Here is a 23,933-nt window from a genome sequence, read left to right on the forward strand (position 1 = left end):
TCAGCTGATCCTGAATGTCGTTAAGTCGTGTTTCGGTCACCGCGGTGCGCAATCTGCACCCGGTGACCTTCTCCCCCTCCCCCCGCATCAACATTCTTTACGGCGCCAACGGCAGCGGCAAAACCAGTGTTCTGGAAGCCATTCATCTGCTGGGGCTTGCCCGTTCGTTTCGCAGCACGCGGCTGTTGCCCGTGATTCAGTACGAACAGCTCGCCTGTACTGTATTTGGTCAGGTTGAGCTGGCTGAAGGCGGGCACAGTGCGCTGGGGATTTCTCGCGACCGTCAGGGCGAGTTCCAGATTCGCATCGATGGCCAGAACGCCCGTAGCGCTGCGCAGCTGGCGGAGATCCTGCCGTTGCAGTTGATCAATCCCGACAGCTTCCGTCTGCTGGAAGGCGCGCCGAAGATTCGCCGGCAGTTTCTCGACTGGGGTGTGTTCCACGTTGAACCGCGTTTCATGGCCACTTGGCAGCGTTTGCAGAAGGCGCTGCGCCAGAGAAACTCCTGGCTGCGGCATGGTACACTTGACGCCGTTTCGCAAGCGGTTTGGGACAGGGAACTGTGCCAGGCCAGCGCTGAAATCGATGAATACCGCCGCGCTTACATCACAGCCTTGAAACCGGTCTTCGAACAGACCTTGAGCGAACTGGTTGAGCTCGAGGGTTTGACGCTCAGCTATTACCGAGGCTGGGACAAGGACCGCGAATTGAGCGCCGTACTCGCCGGTTCCGTGCAACGGGACCAGCAGATGGGGCACACCCAGGCCGGACCGCAACGAGCTGATTTGCGTCTCAGATTGGGCGCACACAATGCCGCGGACATCCTGTCCCGGGGTCAGCAGAAGCTTGTGGTCTGTGCACTACGGATTGCCCAAGGGCACCTGGTCAGCCAGGCCCGCCGCGGACAGTGTATTTATCTGGTGGATGACTTGCCGTCCGAGCTGGACGAGAGCCACCGTCGCGCGCTGTGCCGCTTGCTGGAAGACTTACGCTGCCAGGTGTTCATCACCTGTGTAGATCACGAATTACTGAGGGAAGGCTGGCAGACGGAAACGCCAGTCGCTTTGTTCCACGTGGAACAGGGCCGTATCACCCAGACCCACGACCATCGGGAGTGAAGGCATTGAGCGAAGAAAATACGTACGACTCAACGAGCATTAAAGTGCTGAAAGGCCTGGATGCCGTACGCAAACGTCCCGGTATGTACATTGGTGACACCGACGATGGCAGCGGTCTGCACCACATGGTGTTCGAGGTGGTCGACAACTCGATCGACGAAGCCCTCGCCGGCCATTGCGACGACATCAGCATCATCATCCACCCGGACGAGTCCATCACCGTTAAAGACAACGGTCGTGGCATCCCGGTAGACGTGCATAAAGAGGAAGGCGTTTCCGCCGCCGAGGTCATCATGACCGTCCTCCACGCTGGCGGTAAGTTCGACGACAACTCCTACAAGGTTTCCGGCGGTCTGCACGGTGTAGGTGTGTCGGTAGTGAACGCACTGTCCGAAGAGCTGGTCCTTACCGTTCGCCGCAGTGGCAAGATCTGGGAACAGACCTACGTCCACGGTGTGCCTCAGGCACCGATGGCCATCGTTGGCGACAGCGAAACCACCGGTACCCAGATCCACTTCAAGGCTTCCAGCGAAACCTTCAAGAACATTCACTTCAGCTGGGACATCCTCGCCAAGCGCATTCGTGAACTGTCCTTCCTCAACTCCGGTGTCGGCATCGTCCTCAAGGACGAGCGCAGCGGCAAGGAAGAGCTGTTCAAGTACGAAGGCGGCCTGCGTGCGTTCGTTGAATACCTGAACACCAACAAGACTGCGGTCAACCAAGTGTTCCACTTCAACATCCAGCGTGAAGACGGGATCGGCGTGGAAATCGCCCTGCAGTGGAACGACAGCTTCAACGAGAACCTGTTGTGCTTCACCAACAACATTCCGCAGCGCGACGGCGGCACCCACCTGGTGGGCTTCCGCTCGGCACTGACGCGTAACCTGAACAACTACATCGAGCAGGAAGGTCTGGCGAAGAAGCACAAAGTCGCCACCACCGGTGACGATGCCCGTGAAGGCCTGACCGCAATCATCTCGGTGAAAGTGCCGGATCCGAAATTCAGCTCGCAGACCAAAGACAAGCTGGTGTCTTCCGAAGTGAAGACTGCGGTCGAGCAGGAGATGGGCAAATACTTCTCCGACTTCCTTCTGGAAAATCCGAACGAAGCCAAGCTGGTGGTCGGCAAAATGATCGACGCCGCCCGCGCCCGTGAAGCCGCGCGCAAGGCCCGTGAGATGACCCGCCGCAAAGGTGCGCTGGACATCGCCGGCCTGCCGGGCAAACTCGCCGACTGCCAGGAAAAAGACCCGGCGCTGTCCGAACTGTACCTGGTGGAGGGTGACTCCGCGGGCGGTTCTGCCAAGCAGGGACGTAACCGCAAGACCCAGGCGATCCTGCCGTTGAAGGGCAAGATCCTCAACGTCGAGAAAGCCCGTTTCGACAAGATGATCTCGTCCCAGGAAGTGGGCACGCTGATCACCGCGCTGGGCTGCGGCATCGGTCGCGAAGAGTACAACATCGACAAGTTGCGCTATCACAACATCATCATCATGACCGATGCTGACGTCGACGGTTCGCACATCCGCACCCTGCTGCTGACCTTCTTCTTCCGTCAGCTGCCGGAGCTGATCGAGCGTGGCTACATCTACATCGCCCAGCCACCGCTGTACAAGGTCAAGAAAGGCAAGCAAGAGCAATACATCAAAGACGACGACGCCATGGAAGAGTACATGACGCAGTCGGCCCTGGAAGATGCAAGCCTGCACCTGAACGAAGAAGCCCCGGGCATTTCCGGTGAAGCGCTGGAACGTCTGGTCAATGACTTCCGCATGGTGATGAAGACGCTCAAGCGTCTGTCGCGCCTGTACCCGCAGGAACTGACCGAGCACTTCATCTACCTGCCAGCCGTCAGCCTCGAAACTCTCGGCGACCACGCTGCGATGCAAGAGTGGCTGGCCCAGTACGAAGTCCGTCTGCGTACCAACGAGAAGTCTGGCCTGGTCTACAAGGCCAGCCTGCGCGAAGACCGTGAACGTGGCGTCTGGCTGCCTGAGGTCGAACTGATCTCCCACGGCCTGTCGAACTACGTCACCTTCAACCGCGACTTCTTCGGCAGCAACGACTACAAAACCGTGGTCACTCTGGGCGCGCAACTGAGCACCCTGCTCGACGAAGGCGCGTACATCCAGCGTGGCGAGCGCAAGAAAGCCGTTACCGAGTTCAAGGAAGCCCTCGACTGGCTGATGGCCGAAAGCACCAAGCGCCACACCATTCAGCGATACAAAGGTCTGGGCGAAATGAACCCGGATCAGCTGTGGGAAACCACCATGGACCCAAGCGTGCGGCGCATGCTGAAGGTCACTATCGAAGACGCCATCGGTGCAGACCAGATCTTCAACACCTTGATGGGTGATGCGGTCGAACCTCGCCGAGACTTCATCGAGAGCAACGCACTGGCGGTTTCCAACCTGGATTTCTGATCCTGATTGCTACCCGCTCATGAAAAACCCCGGCCAATGCCGGGGTTTTTTTTGCCTCACTCATTCCCAGTGCCGACACTCTCCAAACGATACCCATACCCATAAATTGTCAGCAACTGCCAACCCCGATCCGCTGTCAGCCCGAGCTTGTTGCGCAATCGGTAGATATGCGTATCCAGCGGCCGCGAGGAAGTTGTCTCCTCGTTCGGCCAGAAGCGCTCGTACAGGTAATCCCGCGACAATGGCCGCCCCAGGTTGCTGAACAGGCAGCGCGCCAAGCGGTATTCGCGTTCGGTCATGAGGATCGGTTTGCCTTCACGGGTGACGGTCAGTTCCGCATCGTCGAAAGTCAGATCGTGGAACGTCTGTACTTCGCCCGCCGCGCTGCGCGGTTGGCTATGCCGACGCAATACCGCTGCCACCCTCGCCTTCAACTCATTCGGGCGAAACGGCTTGCTGACATAATCGTCGGCCCCGGCATTCAAGGCTTGAACGATATCGCTCTCGCCGTCGCGGCTGGTGAGCATGATTGCAGCGGGTGGCGCCTCCATGTGTTCGCGGGTCCAGCGCAGCAGTGCCAGGCCTGTGAGGTCCGGCAGTTGCCAATCGAGGATCAGCAGGTCAAAAGTCTCCCGACGCAACTGGCGCAACAAGTCTTCGCCGCGCTCGAAGCTGTGCAGTGACCACGGCTGTTCGCCAGCTTCGGCCATTTGCTCCAGGGTTTGCTCGACCCGGCGCAGTTCGGCGGGTTCGTCGTCCAGAATGGCAACGCGCATCGGCGGTGTTCCTTGTCGCTGGGGCTGGGATGTCGACAATAGCGACTCCCCGGCCGCGATGAAAGAAGCAGCCCGTCGTTGGTCGACGTCCGCTATGATTCTTCGGGTCTACGCCTCAGACCTGAGACCTATGAAACCATTCCCACTGCCCTGCCCTGTGCCTCATGCATAACACTCAACGCCGACGTGAAAGTCGTGAGCCGAGCCAGGTCCAGCGTCTGTTCCGCCGGCTGGTGCGCGAGTGGTTGTGGATAAGTCTAGTGCTGTTGCCGCTGACTGCCTTGTTGTCTTATCGCGCCCAGATCAATCTGCACAATCCGTCGCCAGCGCCCGGCGCACTGTTGTCGGTGGCGATGGTCGCGAGTGTGCTGGGATTGTTGCTGTGGCGGCCGCGTTGGGCGCTGTGGGTCACCTTGATCGGCATGGCCTGTGCGCTGATTGCCAGCGCCCTACTGGCCGAAGTCCGCTACTGGTGGTCGCCAACGCCAGCCGCCCTGGGGATGTTGTTTGGTTACCTGATCTGGAACTGGCGACGCCTGAGCGTGGTGCTGACCTACTTCGGTTGGGAGCTGGCGCGGCTGGACAGCGAGCCGAAAGTCTTCCCGGAGCGACGGCGGACCCGCTTCACCGGTGCCGACCGTTTGCAGGGCCAGATCATGGCGCTCGAACAAGCCATGAGCCGAACCCGCGACACCCGGCGGTTCATTGCCGATGGCCTGGAATATCTGCCGGTGGCGACGCTGATCAGTGATCCGCTGGGCAAGATTCTGCTGGGCAATCGCAAGGCGCGCGAGTTGTTCGAGGATCCGCTCGTGGGCGATGAAGTACTCGAGCAACTGGCACGGCTCGGCTATCCGGAATTATCCACAACGCCGCGACCGCCGCTGGCCACCCTGCCGCTGCTGGAATTTCGCGATCACAAGGAACGCAGTCTGCGCCTGGAAAGAGCGGCGCTGCTGCCGGTCGACGGCGATACGCCGATCGGTTGGCTGCTCAGCCTGACGGACTTGAGTGCCGAGCGTGCGGCCGAGGAGCAACGCGGCGTCCTGCTGCGTTTTCTTTCCCACGACCTGCGCGCCCCCCATTCGGCGATCCTCGCCCTGCTGGATGTGCATCGTCATCAGGCGGGTGCTGATGCGCCGCTGTTCGAGCAGATTGAGCGCCAGGTGCGCCGCGCGCTGGATCTGACCGATGGTTTTGTCTTGTTGGCGCGGGCTGAATCCGAGACCTACCAGTTCCGCCCGACATTGTTCGCCATGCTGGTATTGGACGTCCTCGATCAGGCCCTGCCTATCGCTCAGCAGAAACGCATCGAGCTGCTCAACGAGGTCGATGAGCAATGCCAGGAGCGGCTGATTCTGGCCGATCAGGGATTGCTGACGCGCGCCCTGTTCAACCTGCTGGAAAACGCGATCAAGTACAGCCCGGCAGACAGCACGGTGCAACTGAAGGTCAGCTGTGCTGGACAGTGGCTGCGCTGCGAATTGACCGATCAGGGCAAGGGCATTGCCGCCGATGAATTGCCTGACCTGTTCAGCCAGTATCGGCGTTTCTCCTCCGCCCAGGGCATCGACGGCGTGGGCTTGGGTCTGTCGATGGTCAAAGCGGTGATTGATCATCATGGCGGCACGATCGAGTGTCACAGCGTTGTCGATGCGGGAACCACATTCCGCATCGAGTTGCCGCTGATTGCTGAATGAAAAGGGGCAAAAAACCGGCTATAACGGCCGGTCTTTTTACATCGGAATAAAACTTATGCACGGATTTCGTTCAACTTATCGATTTATAAATATTGATGAAAATCAATAAGTTAGAAAACGATCACAGACTTTTAAAGCAAAAGCGTACACAGGTTATCCACAAAATTCAGACAGCCAGTTGATCACTCGCGGCCGGTGCCTGTGGCGCCGGTGGCAGCGAGCCCATATCGCGCTGGGTTTTCTCGTTCCACGCCTGCACACGGTCATTCAGATCAGCGATGGCGCGCGGCCCACTGCCTTCGGCATACATCGGTTCGCCGATGACCACGGTGATCACTCCGGCCTGTTTGCCCCAGCCGATTTTTGGCCAGAATTTGCCGGCATTGTGTGCAATCGGCAGCACCGGAAGCGCCGCATTCACCGCCAACGCGCTGCCACTGCGGGAGAACTTCCCAACGGTTCCGTACGGGACTCGTGTCCCTTCCGGAAAGATCAGCACCCAGACGTTGTCCTTGAGCAGCTCGTCGCCTTTGGCCGCGACTTGTTTGAGCGCGGCCTTCGGGTTGTCGCGGTCGATGGCGATCGGGCGCAGCATGGCCATGGCCCAGCCGAAGAACGGCACGTAAAGCAATTCGCGCTTGAGCACTTGGCTCAATGGCGAGAAATAAGCGGAGAGAAAGAACGTCTCCCATGTGCTCTGGTGGTTCGATTGAATCACGCAGGGCCGGTCTGGCACGTTCTCCGCGCCTTTGATTTCGTAGCGGATGCCAAGGAACACCTTGGTCAGCCACAGGGCGCAACGGCACCAGTACACGTTGATGAAACGATAGCGCGCCTTGAAGGACAGAAACGGCGCGATGAAAAAGCTCAGGCTGCACCACAGCAACGCTGTTGTGCCCAGCAGCAGGTAGAAAAGAAAGATTCTGAAGGCCCGCAGTATCGACATGGCGACGGTTACCGTTACGGGGCAATGCCCGACTGTTCAAGCGCACTCCCGAGCAATCCCTGGCCAGGAAATTCAGAAGTACTCTAGTTGTGGATAAGTTCTGCGGCAATCGCCGCCAGATCGTCAAAAATCAGAGTGCCAACCGGCAGGGTTTTGCCCTGAGTCTTTTCGCCTTTCCCGGTCTTCACCAAAACTGGCTGTGAATCGACGGCTTTGGCGGCCTCCAGGTCACCAAGGCTGTCGCCGACGAACCAGACGTTGGTCAACGGCACCGTGTAATGCTCTGCAATGGCTTTCAGCATTCCCGGTTTCGGTTTGCGGCAATCGCAACCTTCGTCCGGGCCATGCGGGCAGTACACGATCAAGCCCACTTCGCCGCCCTGCGCCGCGACCAGCTCGCGCAGGCGCGCGTGCATGGCCTCGAGGGTGGCGAGGTCGTAATAGCCGCGAGCAATGCCCGACTGGTTGGTGGCCACCGCCACCGTCCAGCCGGCCTTGCTCAACTGCGCAATCGCTTCGATCGAGCCGGGCAGCGGAATCCACTCCTCCACCGACTTGATGTAGGCATCGGAGTCGTAATTGATCACGCCGTCACGATCGAGAATCAGCAGTTTCAACAGCAATCCCTCAACCCAGCAGCGAAATGTCGGCAACACCGAGGAACAAGCCACGCAGACGCGCCAGCAGCGCATAACGGTTGGCCCGCACATTGGCGTCGTCGGCATTGACCATCACCGCGTCGAAGAATGCGTCGACCGGCTCGCGCAGTGCCGCCAGGCGTGCCAGCGATTCGTTGTACTGACGCGCCGCGGCCATTGGCTGCACCGCTTGATCCGCTTGCTGGATTGCCGAATACAGCGAGAACTCGTTGGCGTTGTCGAAATACTTGGCTTCGACCACGGTCGGTACCGAGCCTTCGACTTTGCTCAACAGGTTCGACACGCGCTTGTTCACCGCCGCCAGCGCTGCCGCTTCCGGCAGTTTGCGGAAGGCCTGCACCGCCTGCACACGCTGGTCGAAGTCCAGCGCCGAACCCGGCTTCAGTGCACGTACCGACAGGTAGGTGGCGACGTCGACGCCTTCGTCTTCATAACGCGCACGCAGACGGTCGAAGATGAATTCCAGCACGGCATCGTTGAGGCCGGCCGCCTTGACCTTGCCGCCGAATGCAGTCACGGCGAACGCCACGGCGTCGTTCAGGTCGAGATCGAGTTTCTTTTCGATCAGGATACGCAGCACACCCAAGGCCGCACGGCGCAGGGCATACGGGTCTTTGCTGCCGGTTGGCAGCATGCCGATACCGAAGATGCCGACCAGAGTGTCGAGCTTGTCGGCGATCGCCACGGCTGCACCGGTCAGGGTCGCCGGCAATTCAGCCCCGGCACCGCGTGGCATGTACTGCTCGTTCAAGGCCAGCGCGACGTCCTGCGGCTCGCCGTCATTGAGGGCGTAGTAGTAACCGGCGACACCTTGCATCTCCGGGAACTCGCCGACCATTTCGGTTGCCAGGTCGCACTTCGACAGCAGGCCCGCGCGGGCAGCCCACGAGGCGTTGCCGCCGATACGTGCGGCTATGTACGCGGCCAGTTTCGATACGCGCTCGGCCTTGTCGTAGACGCTGCCGAGTTTTTCCTGGAACACCACGTTCTGCAGGCGCAGGTTGAAGTCTTCAAGCTTCTGCTTCTTGTCCTGCTTGAAGAAGAACTCGGCGTCGGTCAGGCGTGGGCGAACCACTTTCTCGTTACCGGCGATGATCTGCTGCGGGTCTTTGCTTTCGATGTTGGCCACGGTAATGAAACGTGGCAGCAACTTGCCGTCGGCATCCAGCAGGCAGAAGTACTTCTGGTTGTCCTGCATGGTGGTGATCAGCGCTTCCTGCGGCACGTCGAGGAAGCGTTCCTCGAACGAGCACACCAGCGGCACCGGCCATTCAACCAGCGCAGTCACTTCGTCAAGCAGTGCCGGCGGAACGATTGCCGTGCCTTCCTGACGGGTGGCCAGCTCTTCGGTGCGCTTGCTGATGATCTCGCGACGCTCGTTGGCATCGGCCAATACGTAAGCGGCACGCAGGTCGGAGAGGTAGCTCGACGGCGAACCGATGCGTACGGCTTGCGGATGGTGGAAACGGTGACCACGGGATTCACGGCCAGCCTTCTGCGCGAGGATCGTGCAATCGATGACCTGATCACCGAGCAGCATCACCAGCCACTGGGTCGGACGCACGAACTCTTCCTTGCGCGCACCCCAACGCATGCGTTTCGGGATCGGCAGGTCGTTCAGCGAATCTTCGACGATGGTCGGCAGCAGGCTCGCAGTCGGCTTGCCGGCGATGTTCTGGCTGTAGCGCAGTTTCGGACCGCTCTGGTCGATTTCGCTCAGCTCGACGCCGCACTTCTTGGCGAAGCCGAGGGCGGCCTGAGTCGGATTGCCGTCAGCGTCGAACGCGGCCTGACGTGGCGGGCCATCGAGGTTGATGCTGCGATCCGGCTGCTGAGTGGCCAGCGCAGTGATCAGCACAGCCAGACGACGTGGCGCGGCATAAACGGTTTTGCTTTCGTAGCTCAGGCCGGCGGCTTGCAGGCCCTTGTCGATACCGGCGAGGAACGCGTCAGCCAAAGTGTTCAGGGCTTTGGGTGGCAGTTCTTCGGTGCCCAGTTCAACCAGAAAATCTTGCGCACTCATTGTGCAGCCTCCAGCTTGGCCAGTACTTCGTCACGCAGGTCCGGGGTCGCCATCGGGAAGCCCAGCTTGGCGCGAGCCAGCAGGTAGGCTTGCGCAACGGAACGCGCCAGGGTGCGCACGCGCAGAATGTATTGCTGACGCGCAGTCACCGAGATCGCCCGGCGCGCATCCAGCAGGTTGAAGGTGTGCGACGCCTTCAGGACCATTTCGTAGCTCGGCAACGGCAGCGGCTGGTCGAGTTCGATCAGGCGCTTGGCTTCGCTTTCATAGAAGTCGAACAGCTCGAAGAGTTTGTCGACGTTGGCGTGTTCGAAGTTGTAGGTGGATTGCTCCACTTCGTTCTGGTGGAACACATCGCCGTAGGTGACTTTGCCGAACGGTCCGTCAGCCCAGACCAGGTCGTAGACCGAATCGACGCCTTGCAGGTACATCGCCAGACGCTCGAGACCGTAGGTGATCTCGCCGGTCACCGGGTAGCACTCGATGCCGCCCGCTTGCTGGAAGTAGGTGAACTGGGTGACTTCCATGCCATTGAGCCAGACTTCCCAGCCCAGACCCCAGGCGCCGAGGGTCGGCGATTCCCAGTTGTCTTCGACGAAGCGGATGTCGTGTACCAGCGGGTCGAGGCCGACATGCTTGAGCGAGCCCAGGTACAGTTCCTGGAAGTTGTCCGGGTTCGGCTTCAGGACTACCTGGAACTGGTAGTAGTGCTGCAGACGGTTCGGGTTTTCGCCGTAACGGCCGTCAGTCGGACGGCGGCTTGGCTGCACGTACGCGGCGTTCCAGGTTTCCGGGCCGATGGCGCGCAGGAAGGTCGCGGTGTGGAAAGTGCCGGCGCCTACTTCCATATCGTAGGGCTGAAGTACCACACAACCTTGCTCGGCCCAGTATTGCTGGAGCGCGAGGATCAAGTCTTGGAAGGTACGCACGGCTGGCGTAGGCTGGCTCACGAAATTCACCTGTTTCTTGGGCTGCGATTTAAAGAGCGGGAGTATACCCGATTCGTTGCTGCGCACGCCCCCTGGAGCCTTATGCCACGCTGCTTTTGGTGTACCGAAGATCCGCTGTACATGGCTTATCACGACCAGGAGTGGGGCACGCCGCTGCGCGATGCGCAGGGTTTGTTCGAGTTGCTTTTGCTCGAAGGGTTCCAGGCCGGGTTGTCGTGGATCACTGTGTTGCGCAAACGTGAGCGCTATCGCGAGGTGCTGTTCGGCTTTGACGTGCAGCGCGTGGCGCAGATGAGTGACGCCGAAATCGACGAGCTCATGCTCGACCCGGGCATCATCCGCAATCGCCTGAAACTCAACGCCGCCCGGCGCAATGCCCAGGCGTGGCTGGCGCTGGAGGATCCGGTGGCGTTGCTCTGGTCATTCGTGGGCGACCAACCGATCATCAATCATTTCAAGGATCGCAGCGAAGTCCCGGCGATCACCCCCGAAGCGCTGGCAATGAGCAAAGCGCTGAAAAAAGCCGGGTTCACCTTCGTCGGTCCGACCATTTGCTACGCGCTGATGCAGGCGTCGGGCATGGTCATGGACCACACCCAGGATTGCGACCGCTACGCGCAGCTCGCCAACGCCGGTTAGAATGCCCGCCTCGCGCACAGCACAAAGATCAGGAGTGACCTGTGGAAAAGTTTAAAGGCGCCTTGCTGGTAGGCGCTCTGCGGCTGTTTGCCCTGCTGCCATGGCGAGCCGTGCAGGCCGTGGGTTCGGCGATCGGCTGGATCATGTGGAAAACCCCCAACCGTTCCCGCGACGTGGTGCGGATCAACCTGTCCAAGTGTTTTCCCCAGATGGATGCGGCCGAACGTGAGCGCCTGGTCGGGCAGAGTCTGAAGGACATCGGCAAGTCGCTGACCGAAAGCGCCTGCGCGTGGATCTGGCCGGCGCAGCGCTCGATCGATCTGGTTCGCGAAGTCGAAGGCCTCGATGTGTTGAAAGACGCGCTGGCCTCGGGCAAAGGTGTGGTCGGCATCACCAGCCACCTCGGCAACTGGGAAGTGCTCAACCACTTCTATTGCAGCCAGTGCAAACCGATCATTTTCTACCGTCCGCCGAAGCTCAAGGCAGTGGATGAATTGCTGCGCAAACAGCGCGTGCAACTGGGCAACAAGGTCGCAGCGTCGACCAAGGAAGGCATTCTCAGCGTCATCAAGGAAGTGCGCAAGGGCGGTGCCGTGGGCATTCCCGCCGACCCGGAACCGGCCGAATCCGCCGGGATTTTCGTGCCGTTCTTCGCCACTCAGGCGCTGACCAGCAAATTCGTGCCGAACATGTTGGCCGGCGGCAAAGCGGTCGGTGTGTTCCTGCATGCGCTGCGCCTGCCTGACGGCTCGGGCTACAAAGTCATTCTCGAAGCCGCGCCCGAAGCCATGTACAGCACCGATACCGCCGAGTCCTGCGCAGCCATGAGCAAAGTGGTCGAGCGTTACGTCGCGGCGTATCCGAGCCAGTACATGTGGAGCATGAAACGCTTCAAGAAGCGTCCGCCGGGCGAGGCGCGCTGGTACTGAGCAACTTCGCTTGGGGGACGGTTAATGCAGACGGCCTCGCCTTGCACTATCGGTAGCTCAAGGCGCCTGTCGCTCGAGCTTCTTCAGGAACACCGTCATCTCCTTTTCGGCCTGTTTGTCACCATGGGCGCGGGCCGCTTCGAGGCCTTGTTCCCAGGCCTGACGCGCAGCGGCGTGATCACCTAGCGCCAGCTGCACCTTGCCCAGCAGCTTCCACGCTGCCGAGTATTTCGGATCGAAAGCGACACAACGCTGAAAATGCTCGGCAGCCTTGGCGTTTTCACCCAAGTCCAGATAACCCTTGCCCAGACCGAAGCGCAGCAGAGCGTTATCCACACCCTTGGCGAGCATTTTTTCCAGGGATTCGAGCATTTTATTCAACCTCGCATGATCGTTCCCACGCTCCGCGTGGGAATGCCTCATTGGACGCTCTGCGTCCGCTTATGGGACGCAGAGCGTCCCGGGCTGCATTCCCACGCGGAGCGTGGGAACGATCAACCTCAGAAAAAGCTCAACCCCACATGAAACAGCTTCTCCACATCGCGAATATGCTTTTTGTCCACAAGGAACAGAATCACATGGTCGCCCGCTTCGATCACCGTGTCGTCGTGGGCGATGATCACTTTCTCGTTGCGGATCACTGCGCCGATGGTGGTGCCCGGCGGCAGGCCGATCTTCTCGATCGGTTTGCCGATCACCTTGCTGGATTTCGCATCACCGTGGGCAATCGCCTCGATCGCTTCCGCCGCGCCGCGCCGCAGTGAGTGCACGCTGACGATATCGCCTCGGCGCACATGGGCGAGCAAGGTGCCGATGGTTGCCAGTTGCGGGCTGATGGCGATGTCGATGTCGCCGCCCTGGATCAGGTCGACGTAGGCCGGGTTGTTGATGATCGTCATGACCTTCTTCGCCCCCAGCCGTTTGGCCAGCAGCGACGACATGATGTTGGCTTCGTCATCGTTGGTCAGGGCGAGGAAGATATCGGCGTCGGCGATGTTCTCTTCCAGCAGCAGATCGCGGTCCGAGGCACTGCCCTGCAACACTACGGTGCTGTCGAGGGTGTCGGAGAGGTAGCGGCAGCGCGCCGGGCTCATCTCGATGATCTTCACCTGATAACGGCTTTCGATGGCCTCGGCCAGGCGCTCGCCGATCTGTCCGCCACCGGCGATGACGATGCGTTTGTAGGTTTCGTCGAGGCGGCGCATTTCGCTCATCACCGCGCGAATGTCTTCGCGGGCGGCGATGAAGAACACCTCGTCATCGGCTTCGATCACTGTGTCGCCCTGGGGCAGGATCGGCCGGTCACGGCGGAAGATCGCCGCGACGCGGGTTTCGACGTTCGGCATGTGCTCACGCAACTGGCGCAGTTGCTGGCCCACCAGCGGCCCGCCGTAATAGGCGCGCACCGCCACCAGTTGCGCCGCGCCTTCGGCGAAGTCGATCACCTGCAAGGCGCCGGGGTGCTGGATCAGGCGCTTGATGTAATTGGTCACGACCTGCTCGGGGCTGATCAGCACGTCGACCGGAATCGCTTCGTTCTGGAACAGCTGTTCCTCGCGATTGAGGTACGACGCTTCGCGCACCCGGGCGATTTTGGTCGGCGTGTGGAACAGCGTGTGGGCGACCTGGCAGGCGACCATGTTGGTCTCGTCGCTGTTGGTCACCGCGACCAGCATGTCGGCGTCGTCGGCACCGGCCTGGCGCAGCACCGACGGCAGCGAGCCCCGGCCCTGCACGGTGCGGATGTCGAGGCGGTCGCCGAGGTCGCGCAGGCGCTCGCCATCGGTGTCGACCACAGTGATGTCGTTGGCCTCGCTGGCCAGATGTTCGGCCAGCGAACCGCCGACCTGTCCCGCACCGAGGATGATGATTTTCATCCAGTCACTCCATGAATCCGTTTAGCCGCGCGCAGCGGCGATCTTGATCAGCTTGGCGTAGTAGAAGCCGTCATGCCCGCCCTCTTGGGCCAGCAACTGGCGACCATGGGGCTGCTTGATCCCGGCCGCTGTGGCCAGGTCCAGTTCACGGGCACCGGGGGTGCGTTCGAGAAACGCAGCGATGACTTCGGTGTTCTCGGTCGGCAGCGTCGAGCACGTGGCGTAGAGCAGGATGCCGCCGACTTCGAGGGTTTTCCACATGGCGTCGAGCAGTTCGCCTTGCAGTTGCGCGAGCGCGACGATGTCGTCGGGCTGGCGGGTCAGCTTGATGTCCGGATGGCGGCGGATCACCCCGGTGGCCGAGCATGGCGCATCGAGCAGGATGCGCTGGAACGGTTTGCCGTCCCACCATTTGTCGATATCGCGACCGTCGGCGGCGATCAGTTCAGCGTCGAGGCCGAGGCGCTCCAGGTTTTCCTTCACCCGCACCAGACGCTTGGCTTCCAGATCCACCGCCACCACCCCGGCCAGCGCCGGTTCGGCTTCAAGGATGTGGCAGGTCTTGCCGCCAGGGGCGCAGCAGGCGTCGAGCACCCGCTGCCCCGGCGCCAGATCAAGCAGGTCGGCAGCCAGTTGCGCGGCTTCGTCCTGCACGCTGATCCAGCCTTCGGCGAAACCCGGCAGGCTGCGCACGTCGGCAGCAGCTTCGAGGACGATGCCGTCGCGGCTGTAAACGCACGGCGTCGCGGCGATCCCGGCTTCGCCCAGCAACGCAAGATAAGCATCGCGGCTGTGATGACGGCGGTTGACCCGCAGGATCATTGGCGGATGCGCGTTATTCGCTGCGCAGATCGCTTCCCACTGCTCGGGCCAGAAGGCCTTCAGGGATTTTTGCAGCCAGCGCGGGTGAGCTGTGCGCACCACCGGGTCGCGTTCAAGTTCGGCGAAGATCGTCTCGCTTTCGCGCTGGGCATTGCGCAGCACGGCGTTGAGCAGGCCTTTGGCCCAAGGCTTTTTCAGCTTGTCGGCACACCCGACGGTTTCACCGATGGCGGCGTGCGCCGGCACGCGGGTGTAGAGCAGTTGATACAGACCAACCAGCAGCAGCGCCTCGACATCAGCGTCGGCGGTTTTGAATGGTTTCTGCAGCAGTTTTTCCGCCAGTGCCGACAGGCGTGGCTGCCAGCGTGCAGTGCCGAAGGCCAGATCCTGAGTGAAACCGCGATCGCGATCCTCGACCTTGTCCAGTTGCGTCGGCAGGGAGCTGTTCAGCGAGGCTTTGCCGCTGAGTACGGCAGCGAGTGCCTTGGCGGCAGCCAGACGCGGGTTCATTGCGCTTCCACCGCAGCGCCGAGGACGCTGCCGACGGCGAATTTCTCGCGGCGGCTGTTGAACAGGTCGCTGAAGTTCAGCGCCTTGCCGCCAGGCAATTGCAGGCGGGTCAGGCACAGCGCTTGTGCACCGCAGGCGACAATCAGGCCGTCCTTGCTGGCGCTGAGGATTTCACCTGGGGCGCCAGTGCCTTCGGCCACGGTCGCGGCCAGCACTTTCAATGCTTCGCCATTGAGCGTGCTGTGGGTGATCGGCCATGGGTTGAAGGCGCGGACCAGACGTTCCAGCTCCACCGCCGGACGGTTCCAGTCGATGCGTGCTTCGTCTTTGTTGAGTTTGTGTGCGTAGGTTGCGAGTTCGTCGTTCTGCACCTCACCTTGCAGGGTGCCGGCAGCCAGACCGGCAATCGCCTGCACCACAGCGGGCGGCCCCATCTCGGCGAGGCGATCATGCAGGGTGCCGCCGGTATCTTCAGCGCTGATCGCAGTGACGACCTTGAGCAGCATCGGCCCGGTATCCAGCCCGGCCTCCATGCGCATCACCGTTACACCGCTTTCGGCATCGCCGTGTTCGACCGCGCGCTGGATCGGCGCCGCACCGCGCCAGCGCGGCAGCAACGACGCATGGCTGTTGATGCAACCCATACGCGGAATATCCAGCACCGCTTGCGGCAGGATCAGACCGTAGGCGACCACCACCATCAGATCCGGCTTCAGCGCGGCCAGCTCTGCCTGAGCCTCGGCATTGCGCAAGGTCGGCGGCTGCAATACCTGGATATTATTTTCCAGGGCCAGTTGTTTGACCGGGCTCGGCATGAGTTTTTGCCCACGGCCGGCCGGGCGATCCGGCTGGGTGTATACCGCGACGATCTCGTACGGGCTGCTCAGCAGGGCCTTGAGGTGTTCGGCGGCGAATTCCGGGGTACCGGCAAAAACAATGCGCAGTGGCTCAGTCATGAAAGGCGTCTCATAAAAAGAAAAAGGCTTGCCGCAGCAAGCCTTTGAAGAGGGGCATCAAGCGTTCTGGCGGTGCAGCTTTTCCAGCTTCTTCTTGATCCGGTCGCGTTTGAGCGTGGACAGGTAATCGACGAACAATTTGCCGTTGAGGTGGTCGCATTCGTGCTGGATGCACACCGCGAGCAGGCCTTCGGCAATCAGCTCATAGGGCTTGCCGTCGCGGTCCAGCGCCTTGATTTTGACCTTCTGCGGGCGGTCGACGTTTTCGTAGAAGCCCGGTACCGAGAGGCAGCCTTCCTGGTACTGGTCCATCTCGTCGGTCAGCGGTTCGAACTCGGGGTTGATGAACACCCGTGGCTCGGTACGGTCTTCGGACAGGTCCATCACGACGATACGTTTGTGCACGTTGACCTGGGTCGCGGCGAGGCCGATGCCCGGCGCTTCATACATTGTTTCAAACATGTCGTCGACCAACTGACGCACTTCGTCGTCCACTACAGCCACTGGTTTGGCGATAGTGCGCAGACGCGGGTCCGGAAATTCGAGGATGTTTAAAATGGCCATAGGCTTCGATTGCTGCACACGTTGAGTAAAGTCGGGTCGATGGCCTGGCGGGTCCGAAGATGCAGGCTACCGTTGTGAAGCGTAGCTTCTGAAAAACAGAAGCGAGCCACGGGGGCTCTGACGATTCACGCGAATGCACATGATAAAGGGATTCACTGCATGAGGAAAACACTACTCGCCCTGCTGCTTCTGGCTTCGGCCGGCGCCGCGCAAGGGCAAGTGCAACTCAGGGATGGTTTTCCACAGCAATACACGGTGGTTTCAGGGGACACGCTCTGGGACATTTCCGGCAAATACCTGCGCGAGCCGTGGCAGTGGCCACAACTGTGGCGGGCCAATCCGCAGATCGAAAACCCCAACCTGATCTATCCCGGCGATACGCTGACCCTCAGCTACGTCAACGGCCAGCCGCAACTGACCGTCCATCGTGGCGAGTCGCGCGGCACCATCAAACTCTCGCCACGGATTCGCACCAGCCCGGTGGCCGAGGCGATTCCGAGCATTCCGCTGAAATCGATCAACAGTTTTCTGCTGAGCAATCGCATCGTCGACAAGGCCGAAGACTTCGACAAGGCGCCGTATATCGTCGCCGGCGATGCCGAACGGGTGCTCAGCGGTACCGGTGACCGCATCTTCGCGCGCGGCCATTTCGATCCGGAGCAACCGGTGTACGGCATCTTCCGTCAAGGCAAGGTCTACACCGACCCGCAGACCAAGGAGTTTCTCGGCATCAACGCCGACGATATCGGCGGCGGCGAGGTTGTTGCCACCGAAGGCGACGTCGCCACCCTCGCCCTGCAACGCACCACCCAGGAAGTGCGCCTCGGTGACCGCTTGTTCGGCGGTGAAGAACGTTCGATCAATTCAACGTTCATGCCCAGCGCGCCGAAGCGTTCCATCGACGGGCTGATCATTGACGTGCCACGCGGCGTAACGCAGATCGGTGTGATGGACGTGGTTACCCTGAACAAAGGCAAACGTGACGGTCTGGCCGAAGGCAATGTCCTGGCGGTGATGAAAACCGGCGAAACCGTGCGCGACCGGATTACCGGCCAACCGCTGAAAATTCCCGATGAACGCGCCGGCCTGCTGATGGTGTTCCGCACCTACGACAAACTCAGTTACGGCCTGATCCTCAATGCTTCACGCTCGCTGGCGGTGCTCGACAAGGTGCGAAATCCGTAAGCTTGCTTAACAAGTTACCAACAGAGTTATCCACAGCTTGTTCCGAATGGTTCGGAGCATAGAACGATCAAGGATGATCCATTCATGTTGTCTGTCAGTACGGCCATTTCCCCGGCGGAACTGGAAGCGCGTCTGCGTCTGCACCGCATGCCGGATATCGGCCCCAAGCGTTTTGCCAAACTGCTCGAAGCCTTCGGCTCGGCGTCGAAAGCCCTCAGCGCGCCGGCCAGTGCCTGGCGCTCACTGGGGTTGCCGGCGGCCTGCGCCGAAGCACGGCGTTGTCCAGCGGTGCGCGACGGCGCCAGCCACGCAATGCGCTGGCTAGAGCACCCCGACCAACATTTATTGATGTGGGACCAAGCGGATTATCCAGCGTTGCTGGCGCAAATCGCCGATCCACCGCCGCTGTTATTCGTCGCGGGCGATCCGTCGATTCTGGAAAAACCGCAACTGGCGATGGTCGGCAGCCGCCGCGCTTCGCGCCCGGGCATGGATACGGCGGCGGCGTTTTCCCGCAGTCTGGCCGGGGCCGGTTTTGTCATCAACAGTGGTCTGGCGCTGGGCATCGATGCCGCTGCCCACCAGGCTGCTCTGGATGTTGGCGGCTTGACCGTGGGTGTGCTCGGCACGGGGCTGGAAAATTTTTATCCACAACGCAATAAACGCCTGGCCGAGGCGATGATTGCCTCGGGCAGCGCGGTGCTTTCCGAGTTTCCGTTGGACGCCGGGCCGAGCCCGAGCAACTTCCCCCGGCGCAACCGCATCATCAGCGGGTTGTCCCTCGGCGTACTGGTGGTCGAGGCCAGTGTTGCCAGCGGTTCGTTGATCACCGCGCGGCTGGCAGCCGAACAGGGCCGCGAGGTTTATGCCATTCCGGGCTCGATCCATCACCCCGGCGCGCGCGGTTGTCACCAGTTGATTCGCGACGGGGCGGTGTTGGTGGAGACTATCGAACACATCCTTGAAGCCCTGCGCGGCTGGCAGCAGCCACTGTTATCCACGGCGGCGCCGCAGGCCGATCACCCGTTGCTGGCGCTGTTGCACGCGGCGCCGCACACCAGCGAGGCCCTGGCCGCGAGCTGTGGCTGGGCGTTGCCGAAAGTGCTGGCAACGTTGACCGAGCTGGAAATCGAAGGCCGTGCGGTATGCGAAAACGGTCGCTGGCTGGCGCGGTCGAGCTAGGTTTTACGATGAAGATCGGTAAACTGCGCGAAACCTGTTTGTGGAGAGTTTTTTCATGGTCAACAGTTGGCGTGTGCAACAAGCCGCGCGTGAAGTTCGCGCCGGCGCGGTGATTGCCTATCCAACCGAAGCCGTCTGGGGGCTGGGTTGCGACCCGTGGAACGAAGACGCGGTGGACCGTTTGCTGGCGATCAAGAATCGCTCGGTGAGCAAAGGCCTAATTCTGGTCGCCGACAACATCCGTCAGTTCGATTTCCTCTTCGAGGACTTCCCGCAGGACTGGATCGACCGCATGGCCAGTACCTGGCCGGGGCCGAACACCTGGCTGGTGCCGCATCAGAACCTGTTGCCGGAATGGGTCACAGGCGTGCATGACACCGTGGCGCTGCGGGTCAGCGATCACCCGCAGGTGCGCGACCTGTGCTCGCTGGTCGGGCCATTGATTTCCACATCGGCCAACCCTCAGGGGCGACCGCCGGCGCGCACGCGTTTGCGCATCGAGCAGTATTTCCGTGGGCAGGTCGATCTGGTGCTCGGCGGGAGCCTTGGCGGGCGCAAGAATCCCAGCGTGATCCGCGACCTGGCCACCGGTAACGTCGTTCGTCCTGACTGACGCCATTCTTTTTTATTTTTTGCGGACTCCTCGGCGCTATCGACGAGGAGTTTTGCGCATGCCTGCAGTTTATTCCTGCACTCGTTTAAAACTTATCCGTTGCCATTGTTCTTGCATGCGTCAGACGGTTCTTCGACTCTGCAATATCTGTAAGTTTTCCCACGTGATTATCAGAACGCGTGCAGTGGCGAGATTTCCAAAAGCATCCATCCTTTCAATGTGCTTGAAGCAACTTCGAAATATTAATGGCTGCGGAGAAGTAATGGATATTACGGATTTACACCTCAAGGATTATCTGCAGGGCTTTCAGGAGACACTCAAGAATCAACAGGCCGACTATCGTGTAGCCATTCTTGAGGCAGGATCGGATGCCGGGGAATTTGAACGCTTCATCAATCGACAGTTTCGCCTGCGATTGCAGCATTACATGCTCACCTCCAGAGCCCGGGCGCTGGAAACCCGCTTGGCGATAACCTCGCGCAGTACGCACTTCTTGCTCTACCAGCGAGATCAACTCATTGCAGTGCTGCGGGCAACCCCGGCGCCGTTCGAATGGGCCTCACTGGCGCAGCATCACGTGTCTCCCACTGTGGCATTGGCACGGCATGTCGAATTCAGTCGCTTGATCACCCATTCCCAGCAGCACCGGCCGGTGTCGATCAATGGCCTGCTCGCTACCGCTGCGGAATGGGCGATCGATCGCGGATATCACGGGGTGACGGCCTTGTGCAGATCGCCACAGCGGCAACTGTATCAGCGCTTCGGCCTGACACCGATCGCTTCGCAGGCAATGCATATCGAGCAACGTGCCCGTGGCGATTATTGGCTGTTGTCTGCCGAGTGGCGACAAATCCTCATGGCCTTGGATCAGCCTGTGAACATGAACGCGCATCAGCCGGAGTATCGTGATGTTTTTAACCGTCAGTATTGATCCGCCAGTGATTGAAGAGTGGGCTGAGAAATGGCTCGTATATGAATCGAAGAAGTTGCGCAGGAAGTTTGCCGGTCGTAGGCCTGCGGCGAAGAAACTTCACCGCAAGATGTACTTGATATAGCCGCAAGATACTCGGCGAACGCATGGAAGAGTTCGCCGAGTATCAACTTGAGGCTTTATGGCAGCAGAATTGTGGAACCGGTCGTGCGCCGTGCCGACAGTTCGGTTTGTGCTTTCGCCGCATCCGCCAGTGCATGGCGCTGGCTGATGTCGACCTTCAGCTTGCCGCTGATGATCATCTCGAACAGCTCGTCGGCCATGCGTTGCAGGTTCTCGGCGTTGTTGGCGTAGGTCGCCAGCGTAGGCCGGGTGACGTACAACGAGCCCTTGGCGGCGAGAATGCCCAGATTGACGCCATCGACCGCGCCGGAAGCATTGCCGAAACTCACGACCAGGCCCCGAGGTGCGACGCTGTCCAGGGATGTGAGCCAAGTGTCCTTGCCGACGCCGTCATACACCACCGGGACTTTCTTGCCGTCAGTCAGTGCCAGCACGCGCTCGGCAACGTTTTCATGGCTGTAGTCGATGGTGGCCCAAGCGCCGTTGGCTTTGGCCAGCTCGGCTTTCTCCTTCGAGCTGACGGTGCCGATCAGCTTCACGCCCAGCGCTTTGGCCCATTGGCAGGCCAGCGAGCCGACGCCACCGGCTGCGGCGTGGAACAGAATGGTTTCGCCGCCCTCCAGTTGGTAGGTCTGGCGCAGCAGGTATTGCACGGTCAGGCCCTTGAGCATGACGCCGGCGGCAGTTTCGAAACTGATTTCATCGGGCAGGTGCACCAGATTGTCCTGCGGCAGCACATGCAGCTGGCTGTAGGCGCCGAGCGGGCCGCTGCCGTATGCCACACGATCGCCGACCTTGAAACGGGTGACGTCGCTGCCCACCGCTTCGACGATGCCGGCGCCTTCTGAGCCCAGGCCGGACGGCAACGCGGGCGGCGCATAGAGGCCGCTGCGGTAATAGGTGTCGATGAAGTTCAGGCCGATCGCCTGGTTGGCCACGCGCACCTGATTCGGCCCGGGCGCAGCGGGTTCGTAGTCAACATACTCGAGCACTTCGGGACCGCCGTGGGCGCGGAACTGGATACGCTTTGCCATCTGCCTGCTCTCCTTGGGTCGTTGCTAAGCCCTCTATCCAACTCCCCTGCTTGATCTTCGTCAACTGCGGCGCGCCGGTCTGCGATGGTATGCTACGCGCCCATTTGCGCCGCCCGCCTGCCGGGGCGCCGCCCGATTCAAGGTGAAGCCATGACGACCCGCACCGACGCCGTAAAGGCCTATCTGCTCGATCTGCAAGACCGCATCTGCGCTGCACTGGAAACCGAAGACGGCGGCAAATGTTTCGTCGAAGACGCCTGGACCCGGCCGGCGGGCGGTGGCGGGCGCACCCGCGTGCTGGAAAACGGCACGCTGATCGAAAAGGGCGGGGTCAACTTTTCCCACGTGTTCGGCAGCGGCCTGCCGCCCTCGGCCAGTGCCCATCGGCCGGAACTGGCCGGGCGTGGCTTCGAGGCGCTCGGCGTGTCGCTGGTGATTCACCCGCACAACCCGCATGTGCCGACCTCTCACGCCAACGTGCGCTTTTTCATCGCTGAAAAAGAAGACGAAGAACCGGTCTGGTGGTTCGGCGGAGGTTTCGACCTGACCCCTTACTACGGCGTTGAAGAAGACTGCATTCATTGGCACCGCGTCGCCGAGCAAGCCTGTGCGCCGTTCGGTGCGGACGTCTACCCGCGCTACAAGGCCTGGTGCGACACCTACTTCCACATCAAGCATCGCCATGAGCCGCGTGGCATTGGCGGTCTGTTCTTCGACGATCTGAACGAGTGGGATTTCGACACCAGTTTCGCCTTCATGCGCGCCATCGGCGATGCCTACATCGAGGCCTACCTGCCGATCGTGCAGCGGCGCAAGAACGACGCCTTCACTGCTCAGCAGCGCGAATTCCAGGAATTCCGCCGAGGCCGCTACGTCGAATTCAACCTGGTTTACGACCGTGGCACGCTGTTCGGTCTGCAATCGGGTGGCCGTACCGAATCGATTCTGATGTCGCTGCCGCCGCAAGTGCGCTGGGGCTATGACTGGAAGGCCGAACCTGGCAGCGCAGAAGCGCGTCTGACCGAGTATTTCCTGCAGGGTCGCGACTGGCTGGCCGAGGCCTGAGGACGGGTGATGGATCGTTACGTTGTTTTTGGTAACCCGATCGGCCACAGCAAGTCGCCGATGATTCACCAGTTGTTTGCCGAACAGACCGGCCAACGCCTCGATTACAGCACGCTGCTGGCGCCGCTGGATGATTTTGCCGGCTGCGCCACGGCGTTCTTTCGCGAAGGGCGCGGCGCCAATGTGACGGTGCCGTTCAAGGAAGACGCTTACCGTCTGGCCAACAGCCTGACCGCCCGCGCGCAGCGGGCCGGTGCGGTGAACACCTTGAGCAAACTGGAAGATGGTTCACTGCTCGGCGACAACACCGATGGCGCGGGACTGGTGCGTGATCTGACGGTCAATGCCGGTTTCAGCCTGACCGGCAAGCGCATCCTTTTGCTCGGCGCTGGCGGCGCGGTGCGCGGTGCGCTGGAGCCATTGCTGGCGGAGAAGCCGGCCTCGGTGATCATCGCCAATCGCACCGTGGACAAGGCTGAACTGCTGGCCGAGTTGTTCTGCGACCTCGGGCCGGTGTCGGCCAGTGGTTTCGACTGGCTGCGCGAACCGGTGGACGTGATCATCAACGCCACCTCCGCCAGCCTGACCGGTGACGTGCCGCCGATTGTGCCAAGCCTGATCGAGCCAGGCCAGACGCTGTGCTACGACATGATGTACGGCAAGGAACCGACCGCGTTTTGCCGCTGGGCCACTGAGCACGGCGCGGCGCTGGCGATGGATGGTCTGGGCATGCTCGCCGAACAGGCAGCCGAGGCGTTCTGGCTGTGGCGTGGCGTACGCCCGGATACCGCGCCGGTACTCGCCGAGCTGCGACGCCAACTGGCCCTTTAAGCTTTGCTCCCACATTGAAATACGATCAATGTGGGAGCGAGCTTGCTCGCGAATCGCATCACCACCGCGATATCAGA

At 61.0% G+C, this 23,933-nt stretch carries 22 protein-coding genes; 11 read left to right on the plus strand and 11 right to left on the minus strand.

What is annotated here, in order from left to right; genetic code table 11:
- The first annotated feature begins 14 nt into the window (after positions 1 to 14).
- Both recF and gyrB read left to right on the plus strand, forming a co-directional pair.
- Positions 15 to 1,118 carry a DNA replication/repair protein RecF gene (gene recF, locus AAEZ10_RS06925; RefSeq protein ID WP_016772389.1) on the plus strand — a complete coding sequence of 368 codons (1,104 nt, stop codon included), beginning with the start codon at positions 15 to 17 and terminating at the stop codon, positions 1,116 to 1,118.
- A 5-nt stretch (positions 1,119 to 1,123) separates the two neighbouring features.
- Positions 1,124 to 3,541 (plus strand): DNA topoisomerase (ATP-hydrolyzing) subunit B, encoded by a 2,418-nt coding sequence (gene gyrB / locus AAEZ10_RS06930; protein ID WP_024014948.1) that lies wholly within the window; start codon positions 1,124 to 1,126, stop codon positions 3,539 to 3,541.
- 56 nt (positions 3,542 to 3,597) lie between these two features.
- On the opposite strand, the gene AAEZ10_RS06935 is transcribed toward gyrB, so the two are convergent.
- A complete protein-coding gene (locus tag AAEZ10_RS06935) occupies positions 3,598 to 4,317 on the minus strand; it encodes a response regulator transcription factor (protein ID WP_110644624.1) in 720 nt (239 codons plus the stop codon).
- A 164-nt stretch (positions 4,318 to 4,481) separates the two neighbouring features.
- Here AAEZ10_RS06935 and AAEZ10_RS06940 point away from each other — a divergent pair, with 164 nt between their 5' ends.
- On the plus strand, positions 4,482 to 6,017 hold the full coding sequence (locus AAEZ10_RS06940; RefSeq protein WP_243241211.1) for a sensor histidine kinase: 1,536 nt from the start codon (positions 4,482 to 4,484) through the stop codon (positions 6,015 to 6,017).
- A 166-nt stretch (positions 6,018 to 6,183) separates the two neighbouring features.
- On the opposite strand, the gene AAEZ10_RS06945 is transcribed toward AAEZ10_RS06940, so the two are convergent.
- From AAEZ10_RS06945 to glyQ, 4 genes are all read right to left on the minus strand, one after another.
- Positions 6,184 to 6,963, minus strand: a complete 780-nt coding sequence (locus AAEZ10_RS06945; protein ID WP_071173920.1) for a lysophospholipid acyltransferase family protein — start codon at positions 6,961 to 6,963, stop codon at positions 6,184 to 6,186.
- An 83-nt stretch (positions 6,964 to 7,046) separates the two neighbouring features.
- Complete coding sequence (gene gmhB, locus AAEZ10_RS06950; RefSeq protein ID WP_172834008.1) at positions 7,047 to 7,586, minus strand: D-glycero-beta-D-manno-heptose 1,7-bisphosphate 7-phosphatase; 540 nt, start codon at positions 7,584 to 7,586, stop codon at positions 7,047 to 7,049.
- A gap of 4 nt (positions 7,587 to 7,590) precedes the next feature.
- Complete coding sequence (gene glyS / locus AAEZ10_RS06955) at positions 7,591 to 9,645, minus strand: glycine--tRNA ligase subunit beta (protein ID WP_243241210.1); 2,055 nt, start codon at positions 9,643 to 9,645, stop codon at positions 7,591 to 7,593.
- Entirely contained in the window at positions 9,642 to 10,595 is a 954-nt protein-coding gene (gene glyQ / locus AAEZ10_RS06960; protein WP_003187265.1) for a glycine--tRNA ligase subunit alpha, read from the minus strand. The genes glyS and glyQ overlap by 4 nt, the downstream gene beginning before the upstream one ends.
- Positions 10,596 to 10,676: 81 nt before the next feature.
- Here glyQ and AAEZ10_RS06965 point away from each other — a divergent pair, with 81 nt between their 5' ends.
- Positions 10,677 to 11,234: a DNA-3-methyladenine glycosylase I gene (locus tag AAEZ10_RS06965; protein WP_024014954.1), complete on the plus strand. Its 558-nt coding sequence runs from the start codon at positions 10,677 to 10,679 to the stop codon at positions 11,232 to 11,234.
- Positions 11,235 to 11,275: 41 nt separating this feature from the next.
- Positions 11,276 to 12,163 (plus strand): lysophospholipid acyltransferase, encoded by an 888-nt coding sequence (locus tag AAEZ10_RS06970; protein ID WP_039757181.1) that lies wholly within the window; start codon positions 11,276 to 11,278, stop codon positions 12,161 to 12,163.
- A gap of 57 nt (positions 12,164 to 12,220) precedes the next feature.
- Here AAEZ10_RS06970 and AAEZ10_RS06975 read toward each other — a convergent pair whose 3' ends face one another.
- The 5 genes from AAEZ10_RS06975 to def all read right to left on the minus strand — a co-directional run bounded on the left by AAEZ10_RS06975 (position 12,221) and on the right by def (position 16,892).
- Positions 12,221 to 12,535 carry a tetratricopeptide repeat protein gene (locus AAEZ10_RS06975; RefSeq protein ID WP_095182323.1) on the minus strand — a complete coding sequence of 105 codons (315 nt, stop codon included), beginning with the start codon at positions 12,533 to 12,535 and terminating at the stop codon, positions 12,221 to 12,223.
- Positions 12,536 to 12,663: 128 nt separating this feature from the next.
- The gene (gene trkA, locus AAEZ10_RS06980) at positions 12,664 to 14,040 is read right to left on the minus strand and encodes a Trk system potassium transporter TrkA (RefSeq protein ID WP_016772381.1); all 1,377 of its coding nucleotides are present in this window, start codon (positions 14,038 to 14,040) and stop codon (positions 12,664 to 12,666) included.
- A 21-nt stretch (positions 14,041 to 14,061) separates the two neighbouring features.
- Complete coding sequence (gene rsmB / locus AAEZ10_RS06985) at positions 14,062 to 15,372, minus strand: 16S rRNA (cytosine(967)-C(5))-methyltransferase RsmB (protein ID WP_348970374.1); 1,311 nt, start codon at positions 15,370 to 15,372, stop codon at positions 14,062 to 14,064.
- The gene (gene fmt / locus AAEZ10_RS06990) at positions 15,369 to 16,328 is read right to left on the minus strand and encodes a methionyl-tRNA formyltransferase (RefSeq protein ID WP_110644634.1); all 960 of its coding nucleotides are present in this window, start codon (positions 16,326 to 16,328) and stop codon (positions 15,369 to 15,371) included. The genes rsmB and fmt overlap by 4 nt, the downstream gene beginning before the upstream one ends.
- 57 nt (positions 16,329 to 16,385) lie before the next feature.
- Positions 16,386 to 16,892, minus strand: coding sequence for a peptide deformylase (def, locus tag AAEZ10_RS06995; RefSeq protein ID WP_016772378.1), 507 nt, complete (start codon positions 16,890 to 16,892; stop codon positions 16,386 to 16,388).
- Between the two features lie 159 nt (positions 16,893 to 17,051).
- On the opposite strand from def, the gene AAEZ10_RS07000 reads away from it, so the two are divergent.
- The 4 genes from AAEZ10_RS07000 (at position 17,052) to AAEZ10_RS07015 (ending at position 20,803) form a co-directional block, all read left to right on the plus strand.
- Positions 17,052 to 18,077 (plus strand): LysM peptidoglycan-binding domain-containing protein, encoded by a 1,026-nt coding sequence (locus tag AAEZ10_RS07000; RefSeq protein ID WP_350568545.1) that lies wholly within the window; start codon positions 17,052 to 17,054, stop codon positions 18,075 to 18,077.
- Between the two features lie 84 nt (positions 18,078 to 18,161).
- Positions 18,162 to 19,259 (plus strand): DNA-processing protein DprA, encoded by a 1,098-nt coding sequence (dprA, locus tag AAEZ10_RS07005; protein WP_071173930.1) that lies wholly within the window; start codon positions 18,162 to 18,164, stop codon positions 19,257 to 19,259.
- Positions 19,260 to 19,314: 55 nt separating this feature from the next.
- Positions 19,315 to 19,872: an L-threonylcarbamoyladenylate synthase type 1 TsaC gene (gene tsaC / locus AAEZ10_RS07010; RefSeq protein ID WP_039757175.1), complete on the plus strand. Its 558-nt coding sequence runs from the start codon at positions 19,315 to 19,317 to the stop codon at positions 19,870 to 19,872.
- A 58-nt stretch (positions 19,873 to 19,930) separates the two neighbouring features.
- The gene (locus AAEZ10_RS07015; RefSeq protein WP_256205847.1) at positions 19,931 to 20,803 is read left to right on the plus strand and encodes a hypothetical protein; all 873 of its coding nucleotides are present in this window, start codon (positions 19,931 to 19,933) and stop codon (positions 20,801 to 20,803) included.
- A 179-nt stretch (positions 20,804 to 20,982) separates the two neighbouring features.
- Here the strand turns inward: AAEZ10_RS07015 and AAEZ10_RS07020 are convergent, their stop codons facing one another.
- A complete protein-coding gene (locus AAEZ10_RS07020) occupies positions 20,983 to 21,960 on the minus strand; it encodes a quinone oxidoreductase family protein (protein ID WP_071173932.1) in 978 nt (325 codons plus the stop codon).
- Positions 21,961 to 22,110: 150 nt separating this feature from the next.
- On the opposite strand from AAEZ10_RS07020, the gene hemF reads away from it, so the two are divergent.
- Positions 22,111 to 23,025 (plus strand): oxygen-dependent coproporphyrinogen oxidase, encoded by a 915-nt coding sequence (hemF, locus tag AAEZ10_RS07025; RefSeq protein WP_350568548.1) that lies wholly within the window; start codon positions 22,111 to 22,113, stop codon positions 23,023 to 23,025.
- A gap of 9 nt (positions 23,026 to 23,034) precedes the next feature.
- A complete protein-coding gene (aroE, locus tag AAEZ10_RS07030) occupies positions 23,035 to 23,856 on the plus strand; it encodes a shikimate dehydrogenase (RefSeq protein WP_350568550.1) in 822 nt (273 codons plus the stop codon).
- Positions 23,857 to 23,933: the final 77 nt, after the last annotated feature.

The sequence above is a fragment of the Pseudomonas sp. H26/SER47-MNA-CIBAN-0231 genome (genome assembly GCF_040310465.1).
GTDB classification, from domain to species: Bacteria; Pseudomonadota; Gammaproteobacteria; order Pseudomonadales; family Pseudomonadaceae; genus Aquipseudomonas; species Aquipseudomonas atacamensis.

Bases quoted from the DNA above. Each gene is read 5' to 3' on its own strand.
- AAEZ10_RS06945 (WP_071173920.1), bottom strand. From the start codon at position 6,963: ATGTCGATACTGCGGGCCTTCAGAATCTTTCTTTTCTACCTGCTGCTG.
- def (WP_016772378.1), bottom strand. From the start codon at position 16,892: ATGGCCATTTTAAACATCCTCGAATTTCCGGACCCGCGTCTGCGCACT.
- aroE (WP_350568550.1), top strand. From the start codon at position 23,035: ATGGATCGTTACGTTGTTTTTGGTAACCCGATCGGCCACAGCAAGTCG.
- AAEZ10_RS07015 (WP_256205847.1), top strand. From the start codon at position 19,931: ATGCCTGCAGTTTATTCCTGCACTCGTTTAAAACTTATCCGTTGCCAT.
- rsmB (WP_348970374.1), bottom strand. From the start codon at position 15,372: ATGAACCCGCGTCTGGCTGCCGCCAAGGCACTCGCTGCCGTACTCAGC.
- AAEZ10_RS06965 (WP_024014954.1), top strand. From the start codon at position 10,677: ATGCCACGCTGCTTTTGGTGTACCGAAGATCCGCTGTACATGGCTTAT.
- recF (WP_016772389.1), top strand. From the start codon at position 15: ATGTCGTTAAGTCGTGTTTCGGTCACCGCGGTGCGCAATCTGCACCCG.
- fmt (WP_110644634.1), bottom strand. From the start codon at position 16,328: ATGACTGAGCCACTGCGCATTGTTTTTGCCGGTACCCCGGAATTCGCC.
- hemF (WP_350568548.1), top strand. From the start codon at position 22,111: ATGACGACCCGCACCGACGCCGTAAAGGCCTATCTGCTCGATCTGCAA.
- AAEZ10_RS07020 (WP_071173932.1), bottom strand. From the start codon at position 21,960: ATGGCAAAGCGTATCCAGTTCCGCGCCCACGGCGGTCCCGAAGTGCTC.
- AAEZ10_RS06975 (WP_095182323.1), bottom strand. From the start codon at position 12,535: ATGCTCGAATCCCTGGAAAAAATGCTCGCCAAGGGTGTGGATAACGCT.
- AAEZ10_RS06935 (WP_110644624.1), bottom strand. From the start codon at position 4,317: ATGCGCGTTGCCATTCTGGACGACGAACCCGCCGAACTGCGCCGGGTC.
- dprA (WP_071173930.1), top strand. From the start codon at position 18,162: ATGTTGTCTGTCAGTACGGCCATTTCCCCGGCGGAACTGGAAGCGCGT.
- tsaC (WP_039757175.1), top strand. From the start codon at position 19,315: ATGGTCAACAGTTGGCGTGTGCAACAAGCCGCGCGTGAAGTTCGCGCC.
- AAEZ10_RS06940 (WP_243241211.1), top strand. From the start codon at position 4,482: ATGCATAACACTCAACGCCGACGTGAAAGTCGTGAGCCGAGCCAGGTC.
- AAEZ10_RS07000 (WP_350568545.1), top strand. From the start codon at position 17,052: ATGAGGAAAACACTACTCGCCCTGCTGCTTCTGGCTTCGGCCGGCGCC.
- glyS (WP_243241210.1), bottom strand. From the start codon at position 9,645: ATGAGTGCGCAAGATTTTCTGGTTGAACTGGGCACCGAAGAACTGCCA.
- trkA (WP_016772381.1), bottom strand. From the start codon at position 14,040: ATGAAAATCATCATCCTCGGTGCGGGACAGGTCGGCGGTTCGCTGGCC.